The sequence below is a fragment of the Fulvivirga aurantia genome (assembly GCF_009711475.1).
Lineage (GTDB): Bacteria > Bacteroidota > Bacteroidia > Cytophagales > Cyclobacteriaceae > Fulvivirga > Fulvivirga aurantia.
Map to the genome: position 1 here is coordinate 1 of NZ_SMMD01000845.1, position 10,984 is coordinate 10,984.

The 10,984-nt window shown below is 39.5% G+C and carries 11 protein-coding genes; 8 read left to right on the plus strand and 3 right to left on the minus strand.

The genetic code is table 11. From position 1 onward, the window contains the following. From E1176_RS12550 to E1176_RS12570, 5 genes are all read left to right on the plus strand, one after another. Positions 1 to 319, plus strand: a 319-nt coding sequence (locus tag E1176_RS12550) for a Rid family detoxifying hydrolase (protein WP_155210981.1), incomplete at its 5' end; no start/stop codon positions are given. Then, positions 320 to 790 (plus strand): hypothetical protein, encoded by a 471-nt coding sequence (locus tag E1176_RS12555; protein ID WP_155210982.1) that lies wholly within the window; start codon positions 320 to 322, stop codon positions 788 to 790. It begins immediately after the preceding gene. Between the two features lie 59 nt (positions 791 to 849). Beyond that, on the plus strand, positions 850 to 2,400 hold the full coding sequence (gene gltX / locus E1176_RS12560) for a glutamate--tRNA ligase (protein ID WP_155210983.1): 1,551 nt from the start codon (positions 850 to 852) through the stop codon (positions 2,398 to 2,400). 4 nt (positions 2,401 to 2,404) lie between these two features. Further along, entirely contained in the window at positions 2,405 to 2,638 is a 234-nt protein-coding gene (locus E1176_RS12565; RefSeq protein ID WP_155210984.1) for a hypothetical protein, read from the plus strand. Position 2,639: 1 nt separating this feature from the next. Next, a complete protein-coding gene (locus tag E1176_RS12570; RefSeq protein WP_155210985.1) occupies positions 2,640 to 3,410 on the plus strand; it encodes a TIGR00266 family protein in 771 nt (256 codons plus the stop codon). On the opposite strand, the gene E1176_RS12575 is transcribed toward E1176_RS12570, so the two are convergent. Then, the gene (locus tag E1176_RS12575) at positions 3,384 to 3,992 is read right to left on the minus strand and encodes a methyltransferase family protein (RefSeq protein ID WP_155210986.1); all 609 of its coding nucleotides are present in this window, start codon (positions 3,990 to 3,992) and stop codon (positions 3,384 to 3,386) included. The genes E1176_RS12570 and E1176_RS12575 overlap by 27 nt on opposite strands. Positions 3,993 to 4,072: 80 nt before the next feature. Between E1176_RS12575 and E1176_RS12580 the strand changes: the two genes are divergently transcribed. The 3 genes from E1176_RS12580 (at position 4,073) to E1176_RS12590 (ending at position 7,166) form a co-directional block, all read left to right on the plus strand. Beyond that, entirely contained in the window at positions 4,073 to 5,290 is a 1,218-nt protein-coding gene (locus tag E1176_RS12580; protein ID WP_155210987.1) for an NAD(P)-dependent oxidoreductase, read from the plus strand. Further along, positions 5,290 to 5,811 (plus strand): inosine/xanthosine triphosphatase, encoded by a 522-nt coding sequence (gene yjjX / locus E1176_RS12585; RefSeq protein ID WP_222933143.1) that lies wholly within the window; start codon positions 5,290 to 5,292, stop codon positions 5,809 to 5,811. The genes E1176_RS12580 and yjjX overlap by 1 nt, the downstream gene beginning before the upstream one ends. A gap of 137 nt (positions 5,812 to 5,948) precedes the next feature. Then, the gene (locus E1176_RS12590; protein ID WP_246206034.1) at positions 5,949 to 7,166 is read left to right on the plus strand and encodes a Pycsar system effector family protein; all 1,218 of its coding nucleotides are present in this window, start codon (positions 5,949 to 5,951) and stop codon (positions 7,164 to 7,166) included. On the opposite strand, the gene ppk1 is transcribed toward E1176_RS12590, so the two are convergent. Then, a complete protein-coding gene (gene ppk1, locus E1176_RS12595) occupies positions 7,129 to 9,237 on the minus strand; it encodes a polyphosphate kinase 1 (protein ID WP_155210990.1) in 2,109 nt (702 codons plus the stop codon). The two genes, E1176_RS12590 and ppk1, sit on opposite strands and share 38 nt — an antisense overlap. Positions 9,238 to 9,301: 64 nt before the next feature. Continuing rightward, positions 9,302 to 10,984 (minus strand): choice-of-anchor I family protein (locus E1176_RS12600; RefSeq protein ID WP_155210991.1); only part of this gene is annotated, 1,683 nt, incomplete at its 5' end.

Sequence of the window (10,984 nt, forward strand, 5' to 3'; positions counted from 1 at the left end):
TGTTTTATCAGGAAATACACTGTATGTTTCAGGTCAAATAGCAATTGAGCAATCAACAGGTAATATGATCAATGGAAGTATTGAAGAGGAAACCAAGCAGGTGATGAAAAACCTTGGGTATATTCTAAAAGAGGCCAATATGGACTATTCAAACATAGTAAAATGCTCAATTTTTGTGGCTGATATGGACAACTTCCAAAAAATAAATGAGGTTTATGGTAAGTCTTTCCCCTCTGAGCAACCGGCTCGGGAAACTGTAGAGGTTAGTCGCCTACCCAAAGACGTAAACGTTGAAATAAGTTGTATTGCTATAAAATAAATGTTATTCATACCGCTTAAGCAAGAAACAATTGTCTCCTCCTATATGGCCAGCGAGGTAATCAGCAGGCTTAAGCGGTTAACATGTGCCCCTTCTCTCTCTAAGCGAGATATTGACCAAAGGGCCACATTTATTGGTAGAGTCGAGCAATCTACATTTAGAGTATCACTAAAAGTAGACGCTCCTGAAAATTTCCTTCCGATTATTGATGGTGAGATAGATGAAACCTCAATGGGTTGTATTGTTTACCTCAAGTTTAAGCTATTCTTCAGTTCTATTATGTTCCTGACACTCTGGTCAGCCATATGCCTGTTGATATTTTTATTCTTTCTTTTCATCGTACATGAAAAGGCCTACGCCATCACAGCATTGTTGGTCGGGCTAGCCAACTACTTTGTTACCTTATTTTATTTTTCTAAAAAGGTGAAGGAGAGCCACAATGTACTTATGCAAACCCTAAAGATGGACTGATTCGCTTATTTAACTTGGTTTAGTTTCTTAATTTTGCAGCCTAATATAGATCAAGATAAATGAACGAAGTAAGAGTAAGATTTGCCCCTAGCCCTACCGGAGCTTTACATATTGGTGGAGTAAGAACTGTACTATATAATTATCTTTTTGCCAGAAAAAACAACGGTAAGATGATTCTGCGTATTGAGGATACGGACAGAACGCGTTTCGTTGAAGGCGCAGAAAAGTATATTACAGAGTCACTTTCATGGTTGGGTATAGAGCTTGACGAAAGCCCTGAAAAAGGGGGTGCCTACGGTCCTTACAGACAATCTGAAAGAAGTGATTTATATGCTAAGTATGCACAAAAGTTAATAGACGAGGGCAATGCTTACTATGCCTTCGATACGGCAGAGGAGCTGGATGCTATGAGAGAAAGACTCAAAGCTGCAAAGGTTGCTACTCCTCAATATAATGCCATCACCAGAGCACAGATGAAAAACTCTCTCACAATGCCTGAGGAAGAAGTGAAACAACGAATCGAATCTGGTGAACCGTATGTGATAAGACTGAAGGTGCCATTGAAGGAGGAAGTAAGACTCAATGACATGGTAAGAGGATGGGTAATGGTACATTCGGCTGCAGCTATTGATGATAAGGTGTTGATGAAATCAGACGGAATGCCTACTTATCACCTGGCCAATGTGGTAGACGATCATTATATGAAAATCACTCATGTAATCAGAGGAGAAGAATGGCTACCATCTGCCCCATTACACGTTTTACTATATAAATTTCTTGGCTGGGAAGACAGTATGCCACAATTTGCTCACCTTCCATTGCTATTAAAACCAGATGGAAATGGTAAGCTAAGCAAACGCGATGGCGACAAACATGGCTTCCCTGTTTTTCCTATTGAGGGCACATTCCCCGGCAAAGATGGGAACCCTGAAAAATTTAACGGATTTAGAGAAGCAGGATATTTACCGGATGCGCTGATTAACTTCTTAGCATTCTTAGGCTGGAACCCTGGGACCGAGCAAGAGTTATTTTCAATAGATGAGCTCATCGAAGCGTTTTCTATCGAAAGAATCGGTAAGGCCGGTGCTAAATTTGACATTGAAAAGGCCAGATGGTTTAACCAGCAGTATATCAAATCAAAATCGGGCGAAGCGCTTGCCACTTACCTCAAAAGTGACCTGGATGCAGCTGGTGTCGATTATAATGATGAAAAATTACCGAAAGTATGCAATGCACTCAAAGAACGTGTGACTTACCCTGCTGATTTTTGGCTTGATGGCAAATTCTTCTTTCAGCAACCAGAAAACTATGACGAGAAGGTAGTCAATAAAAAATGGACAGAAGAAGCCATAATGATACTTGATGCCTACAAAGACGCATTATCAAATATGGACTCTATCGATGCTGAAACTGCTAAATCGACCCTCAATAACATATTAGAGGAAAAAGGCGTTAAAATAGGGAGAGTAATGCAGGCAGTAAGACTGGCAATCACCGGACAAGGGTCTGGTCCTGATCTTATGGAAATAATTGAAATACTCGAACCTAAAGAGGTTGTAGCCCGTATAGAAAAAGCAATTAAAACGCTGCCTGCCAAACAAGAACAATAACGTTATGGCAAAGAAAGATTCAAAAAAAGACAAAGAAAGTAAGAAGCCTAAAGTCAATAAAGATTTAGAAGGTTTTGACATTGAAATTGATTCTTTCGGGGAAATAACATCGAGCTTTGATATTGATAAAATCAATGCTTTTCTTAACAAAAACGTTGAAGACAAAAAGCTTATTGATAGAGAAGATTACGATAAGTTAAAGAAAGGCAAGAAAACAGGTTCTGACGAAGAAGAATAAAATGACCAACTCTCACGAAATCGATTTTGAAATAAAAGGAGAAAGTATCCAAATTGTCGAAATCGAACTTGACCCCAATGAAACCGTAATTGCCGAAGCTGGCGCCATGTTATACATGGATCAAGACATAAGTTTTGAAACCAAAATGGGTGATGGCTCAAATCCTAATCAAGGCCTTTTTAGCAAACTTTTATCAGCAGGTAGCAGAATGCTAACCGGTGAATCCATATTTATGACTCATTTTACACAGCGTGGTGTTGGCAAGGGTAAAGTAGCCTTTTCAGCACCATATCCTGGCACGGTGATTCCCATCGATTTGGCAAACTCAAAAAACAACGAGCTTATTGTGCAGAAGGATGGGTTTTTATGCGCAGCCTTGGGCACCAAACTTTCAATCACATTTAATAAAAAGTTAGGATCAGGATTGGTAGGTGGAGAAGGATTTATTCTACAGAGACTTCAGGGTGACGGCAAAGCATTTGTACATGCCGGAGGCACTGTAATTGAGAAAGAATTAAACAACGAAACTCTAAGAGTAGACACAGGCTGTGTCGTTGCTTTTGAGTCTACCATAGATTTTAGCGTAGAATCTTCTGGCGGCCTCAAATCGATGTTATTTGGTGGAGAAGGCTTGTTTTTAGCCACCTTGAGAGGCACCGGTAAAGTTTGGTTGCAATCAATGCCGATTAGAAAACTTGTACAAGCGCTGGCACCTTACGGCAAGAACAGAGGCAAAGAGAGTAGCTCAGTGATTGGAGATTTTCTTGAATAACTTAAATATATTGGGTACCAAAGCAGGTACCTCATTTTGATAATCTTTATAAAGCTGACCAAATTTTTGAGTCAGCTTTTTTTCTTCCAGGCTAATGCCGATAATTAAATAAAGGTAAATACAGCCCACTGATAAAAGAGAGGCCACTCTCGGGTCATATACTAAAAAACCCAATGTGATAAGAATAGTGCCACTGTAAATAGGATGCCTGATATAGCCTAAAATACCACCAGTCACTAACTCTTGTTTACCTTCATTTTCAAATCCTAAAAAGCCTTTTAAAGAATACTGTTTAAAAGCTGCATTAATAATTAAAACGCCACCACCCCCAAAGAATAAAGCTATGATTTTCACTTCCTGGGTAGCAGGCAAAAACCTTTCTCCCCCAGCCAATCCATTTATAACCAGCAGCACCAATAAACCGACAGTAGACATGAGTACAAACATCAATCTGTAGGCTCTTTGGCTCAGACCCAATCTTTCGATTTTAGTCTTAACTGATGTAGAAGCCAACAAACTATGAAGCACAAAATATACTACCCATCCAACAACGAGCACCACATGTAATTTATCAATTTGCATGCTTTAAGGTAATAATATCCATCTATTCTAAAAGCAATATTAATAGCTATATTTGCCGCAATTAAATAACAACAGAAGGTATGAGTAAGATTAAAATTGGAATTATACGTGAAGATAAAGTGCCTGTTGACAGGCGGGTACCGTTTACTCCTTTTCAAGCAAAAGAGATACTCGAAAAATTTTCTGATGTAGCCGTTCAATGTCAGGATAGTGACGTAAGGTGCTTTGCTGCCGATGAGTACAGGCAAAATGGAATCGAAGTAGTTTCTGATGTAAAAGATTGTGATATACTCATGGGTGTGAAAGAGGTGCCTTTAAAAAACCTGATCCCTGAAAAGACATATTTCTTTTTTTCTCACACTATAAAAGAACAGCCTTATAATCGTGAGCTGTTGCAAAAGATCTTAGAGAAGAAAATACGCCTCATTGACTACGAAACGTTGACGAATGCCAATGGACAACGCATTGTTGCCTTTGGGAGATATGCAGGAATTGTAGGTGCTTACAATGGCATACTCACCTATGGGAAAAGATATAATTTATATGAGCTAAGAGCAGCTCACACCTGTTTTGATCTCGAAGATCTTAAAACTGAATACACGAAAGTAAAACTTCCGGCTATTAAAATAGCAATTACCGGTGGCGGTCGGGTGGCCAAAGGCGCCATGGAAGTACTTAATGGCATGGGCATAAGAAAAGTGTCTCCTGCTGAGTATTTGTCTGAAAGATTTGACGAACCCGTATACACGCAATTAAATAGTCGTGATTACAACAAGGCGAAGGATGGCTCTATCTTCAACAGAGATGATTTCTATGAAATGCCAGAAAACCATGAGAGTGATTTTCTAAAATATGCTTTTCATACTGATTTATTGATTGCCTGTGCCTTCTGGGATCCGAGAGCTCCGGTTTTATTTAGAAAAGAAGATGTGTTAGACCCGGCTTTTAAAATAAGGGTAATTGCAGATATCACGTGCGACATTGAGGGGTCTATACCTTCTACCAAAAAGCCTAGCACCATTGATGATCCTATTTATGACTACGAGCCTACTGGTGACAAAATAGCCCCTGCATTATCTGATGAGGGCAATATTACGGTTATGGCAGTAGACAATCTACCGTGCGAATTGCCACGGAATGCATCTGAAGATTTTGGACGCGAACTTATCGACAATGTTTTACCTAACTTGTTGGGCAAAGATAAAGATGACATCATCAAAAGAGCTACGATTGCTGAAAATGGCAAATTGACCGCTAACTATAGCTATTTACAAAACTATGTAGATGGTAAAAGTTGATGAAAGTTGCTGTCGCATCAAATAATCCGGTTAAAACGGCTGCGGTTGCCAATGGTATGGCTAAAATGTTTTCTGAAAAGGCCGAAATCATTAATGTGTCGGCACCTTCTGAGGTAAAAGATCAGCCAACCAGCGATCAAGAAACGTACGATGGAGCTTTCAACAGAGCAAAAAATGCACGTGACCTACTGCCAGACCAAGACCTGTGGGTGGGAATTGAAGGTGGAATTGAAGACACTCTAAAGGGCATGACTGCATTTGCCTGGGTAGTTGTTTTAAGTAAAGACAAAATCGGCCATGCGAAGAGTGCAACCTTCTTTTTACCAGAAAAAGTAAGCCACCTGATAAAGCAAGGTAAAGAGCTGGGAGAGGCTGATGATATCGTATTTGGAAAATCTAACAGCAAACAGCAAAATGGTGCTGTCGGCTTGCTGACTGAAAACGCGATTGACCGCACGAGTTATTACACTGAAGCAATGATTTTAGCACTTATTCCGTTTAAGAATACGGAACTGTATTAGCGACTATTACTTGCTATTATAAGTCACAAAGTATTACATTTAATAATTCGTATACCTGGAGCTAAACCTCTTAAATTAGTAATTGGTTAAGTTAAAGGACGGTTTGCTACTGACGCAAATTGATTTAAATGAGAGTAATGAAAGAAACTACACTGATTAAGAAATCGAGGGAGTATGCTGAGAAGGTAATTTCTGAACTTGAAACAAAATATGCCTACCACAACCTAGAGCATACCAAAGATGTAGTAAATGCTGCCGAGGAAATAGGCGAAAAGTCTAACCTCGGCCATGAGGATCTTGAAAACGTTATAATCGCCTCATGGTTTCATGACACAGGCTACTCTTGCGGCTATGAAGATCACGAAGACGAAAGTGTGATCATCATGAAAAAGAAGCTCTCTGAATGGAAAGTTGCCCCTGAGAAAATTTATGAAATTGGCCGAATTATAGAGTCGACTAAAATGCCTCAAACTCCACGAGACTTACCTTCGCAAGTCATGTGTGACGCAGACCTTTATCATTTATCTACCAAAGATTTTATAGAAAGAAGCGAGCTTTTAAGGGTAGAACTTACTGAGAATTGTAAAAAGGATCTCCCTAAAGCAAAGTGGAAAGAAGTTACGAGCCAATTTATGGCTGAGCATAAATACTTTACTAATTATGGACAGACCATTCTAGAACCAAGAAAAAACAAAAACATTACAAAAATTAAAAAGGAAGGTAAGCCAAAGGTTAAAAAAGAAGACAAAAAGTATGTAAAGCAACTGGAAAAAGAGATTGTAAAGCTTAAAAACAAGCTGGATAAGACTAAAGAGATGAAGCCTGACAGAGGTATTGAAACCATGTTTAGGGTAACCTCTAAAAACCACCTTACTTTGAGCGGTATGGCCGACAATAAGGCCAACATCATGATTTCTATCAACTCTATTATTCTTTCAGTATTGGTGTCGGTATTGTTTAGAAAGTTTGAGGAGTACCCTAACCTTATCATTCCTGCCCTAATGCTCGTAACTGTCTGCCTTACAACCATCGTATTTGCAGTGCTTGCAACTCGGCCTAATGTTTCTTCCGGAAAGTTTAAGCGTGAAGATATAATCAATAAAAAAACCAACCTTTTATTCTTTGGAAACTTCCACAGTATGGAGTTGGATAACTATATGTGGGGCATGAAAGAAATGATGAAAGATGCCGATTACCTGTATGGTAGCCTCACCAAAGACATTTACTTTTTGGGTAAAGTCTTAGGTAAGAAATATAAGATGCTGCGTAAGTCTTATACAATATTTATGTTTGGCTTCGTAATATCAATAATTGCCTTTATAATAGCGATGCTCTTTTTTCCTGCTCAAGGCTAGCATCATTCTCTTCTAGATTTTTAAGGTAATTATAAAACGCAACTTGTGATTGTATTTTTGGTTTGTTGTTTTTTACTCTAATGTTTTTGAGGTCTTCATCGATACAGCAAGCTTTGGTGTTGTCATTTAGCTGTATTTCTAGCAGTTTCTTTATTTCAGCTCTGGCCTGTGTATCGTAAATAGGAAATACAACTTCTATGCGTCTGTATAGGTTACGTTTCATCCAATCTGCAGAACCCATAAACAGTTTCTCTTTGCCTCCATGATAGAAATAATAGACCCTACTGTGCTCTAAATAACGATCAACAATACGCTTCGCTGTTATATTTTCACTCATCCCTTTAATACCTGGCTTGATACAGCAAATTGCTCTAATAATAAGCTCTATTTTCACTCCTGCATTACTGGCTTCGTAGAGCTTCTCAATTACCTTATCGTCCTGCATATTATTAAGCTTCAAAACGATTTTCGCCTTTTTACCGGCTTTAGCCTGGGCTATCTCATAATCAACCATTTCTTTGAAAGCATCCACCATATTAAACTGAGAGACTAATAAATGCTTAAAAGTTTCAGGTTCTTTATTCTCATGCAAAAAGAGAAATACCTGATCGAGCTCATCCGTCATTTCTTCATGAGATGATAGTAAAGCCTCATCAGCATAAATTGAGGCAGTTTTCTCGTTGAAGTTACCCGTGCCAAAAAAGCCATATCGCTTTTGTTTACCGTGCGCCAGTCTTCTCTTGACCAAAGCCACTTTTGCATGCACTTTTAAGCCGGGAATACTGTAAACAATCGATACGCCAGCGGCTTTCATTTTCTCAGCCCAAAGTAGGTTGTTGTGCTCATCGAAACGGGCTTTGATTTCGACAAAAACAGTTACTTTTTTGCCATTGCTGGCAGCACTTATCAATGCATTGCTAATGAAAGAGTCTGGGGCAATTCTATAAAAAGTTGCTTTTATTTCCTCTACTGTCGGGTCCATAGAGGCTTCATTGAAAAACCGGAGTACGTAATCATAACTCTGGTATGGGAAATGAAGCATTTTGTCTCCCTGATCAATGATTTCAAAAATAGATTTTCCGTTTTCTAAAGATTTTAATCGTATCGGAGGTAATGGCTCATTTTCCAATTTAGGCGAGAGAGGATTTACCAAATCCATAAGATCATGCATGTTGTGATATCTGCCTCCAGGTACGAGATCTTCTTCTTTGAGATCAAAGGCCGAAACTAAATACGCTAGCATACTCCCCGGCATGGCGCGATCGTACAAAAACCTTGATGGAACTCCCAGATTTCGTTTTTCGATTTGCTTACGTATCTTTTTTACAAGATTTCCAGAGTATTCATCTTCTATATGCAAATCTGCATCTCGGTTTAATTTTACAGCATAACAGCCTTTGACCCGGTAGCCCGGAAATAGGAAAGAAATATTTTCTCTAATCACATCATCGATCATCATGTAATAGTGCATACCATCTAATTGTGGCAGCGAGACAAAACGATCCAGATTTTCTGTCGGTATTCTAAGGTGAGCAAAATGTTGTTTCTCATATACATCCTCCAGATCTACGGCAAAGTACAATGCCCGATTATCGAGATAAGGTGGGCTCGAATTTTTGGCTGTCATTACGATAGGCTGTAGGTAAGAGAGCACTTTGCTTTTAAAAAAGTGCTCTATAAAACTTCTGTGCTCATCGTGCACTTCCTCATTTCTATAAAGGATTATGCCATGCTCTTTCAGCTCTGGCAATATTACTTCTCTCTTAATGATACCAAACTCCTCAAGCTGTCTGTTTACTTCTTTGAGTATAAGCTCAAGTGTTTCACTAGGCTTTCGATTAAAACGCTTATTAATTTTCTTTTTATCAATATCGACTATGCTTCTAAGAGCCGCTACCCTAACTCTAAAAAACTCATCTAAGTTGGAAGAGTATATAGCTAAAAATTTAACGCGCTCATACAGTGGCACGCTCTTGTCAGCCGCCTCCATAAGCACCCTGTAATTGAAAGAAAGCCAACTGATGTCTCTTTCAAAGTATCTGTAATCGGTATCTAAATTTTCTGTTGCCATCGCTCTTTATAACTAAAAAAAGGAGGCTTTGTTGGCCTCCTTCTATAAAATTCTAACTTTTTTACTAGTTGCCTGTTTCGAAAACTTTTATAGTTCCGTCATCTTCAGACGATACAACCAGCAAACTCTTTCTAGTAGGACTATGTGCAGCGTTGATAAAGACCAAACCTTCAGGTGCATCTCCTACAGCCAACATCGTTAAAAACTCAGGGCTTTCTGGGTCACTAACGTCATAGACGGCTACAGCATTTACTCTTTCGAGACCAATAAAAGCTACCGGGCTGCCATTTACATAGCCGATAACAACTGCTTCCGGCTCAACCCCTTTATCATCACTCCTTCCATCATCATACACTCCAAAATTATTTGCCTCCACTTCCAGCTCATTGCCACTATCCCAAACCAGTTCTCCAGATGAGCCATCCCATATAGAAAAAGAGCGAGCTCCATAAGACCAAATTTTATCAAAATCATTGTCTTCATCAGGGTCACCATTGGCAATGGTTAATTTCAACCTACCCAAATTTTCATCGAGTTGTAGGGTAGCTGCATCTGGAAATTCAGTCGGGTCCAACGTAACATTGCCGACTCGATCCTCGCCCACATAACCAGGTATACCTTCATACTCTCTGGCATCCCCCTCATTGGCAGATAATACGTATAAGTCTCCACCTACCTCATAACTGGCCAAACCATCAGGCTGATACATACCAAAAGCCTGAACCGTTCTAAACTCCACCTTAGAGTCGGCATCACTAGGATCAATTTCGTTACCTGCTACCGAGTAGTCTTTGAGGCCTAGAGGAATGATGTCAACAATAGACTTAGACATCAGATCAATAATCGCTAACCCATTGTTTTCCTGCAGAGCAACATACGCCTTACTATTATCAGGAGCTATGGTCACGAACTCAGGCTCTACATCCATCGACAAAGTTGCATTAGGGCCAAACACCCGGAAGGCATCTTTAGCCAGGCCATCAACCTCATTATTAAACCCATCAAAAGTAAGTGTAAGAACAGAAAAGTTATCTGTGTCAATTATTGTTACAGAGCCCTTGGGATCTATCAGGTAATTATCATCAGGTTCGCCTTCATTGGCCGCAACAATTAGCTTACCATCATGAGAAAAAGTGACCATGTCTGGCAAAGCACCGGCTTCAAGCACTTGATAAGGTGATGAAAGGTCACTAAGCTTCCAGATTACTATTGAGCCATTATCTGTACTAGTGTTTGCTTCTATTGCTGCAGCTAGATATAGTTTACTAGCGGCTACACTATTTACACCTCCGCCAAGGGCACTTACATCTATACTTGAGCTAACTGATAAACTTGACGGGTCGCTGAAGTCTATCACATCTATTTGCGAACCTCCATCATTGTTTACTACAAATAGTCGCTGATTGACTGCATCATAAGCAGATATCTCAGCTGCTCCCTCTCCACCAATTGTTAAGCTATTTACTTCAGCAAAAGTCGAGGCATCTTCTTCCGGGGGCTCAACATCAACACGCAAAGTAGAAGAAGCTTCACCATCATTGATTGTAAGTGTAACGGTGTAAGACCCAAACTCTTCATAGGTAACTGAAGGTTGGGCTTCATTAGAAGATTCTCCATTCCCAAAATCCCAATCATAAGACGTAGTTCCTTCTGATGATATTGGAGTAAAGCTTACAGTTAGAAAATTCTGCTCATAAGTAAAACGGGTAAATGCATTGTCGAGCACCGCATCATCATCTTCCTTACA

Coding starts and splice junctions, on each gene's coding strand:
- yjjX (WP_222933143.1), top strand. CDS start 5,290: ATGAAAGTTGCTGTCGCATCAAATAATCCGGTTAAAACGGCTGCGGTT.
- E1176_RS12570 (WP_155210985.1), top strand. CDS start 2,640: ATGACCAACTCTCACGAAATCGATTTTGAAATAAAAGGAGAAAGTATC.
- ppk1 (WP_155210990.1), bottom strand. CDS start 9,237: ATGGCAACAGAAAATTTAGATACCGATTACAGATACTTTGAAAGAGAC.
- E1176_RS12575 (WP_155210986.1), bottom strand. CDS start 3,992: ATGCAAATTGATAAATTACATGTGGTGCTCGTTGTTGGATGGGTAGTA.
- E1176_RS12555 (WP_155210982.1), top strand. CDS start 320: ATGTTATTCATACCGCTTAAGCAAGAAACAATTGTCTCCTCCTATATG.
- gltX (WP_155210983.1), top strand. CDS start 850: ATGAACGAAGTAAGAGTAAGATTTGCCCCTAGCCCTACCGGAGCTTTA.
- E1176_RS12590 (WP_246206034.1), top strand. CDS start 5,949: ATGAAAGAAACTACACTGATTAAGAAATCGAGGGAGTATGCTGAGAAG.
- E1176_RS12580 (WP_155210987.1), top strand. CDS start 4,073: ATGAGTAAGATTAAAATTGGAATTATACGTGAAGATAAAGTGCCTGTT.
- E1176_RS12565 (WP_155210984.1), top strand. CDS start 2,405: ATGGCAAAGAAAGATTCAAAAAAAGACAAAGAAAGTAAGAAGCCTAAA.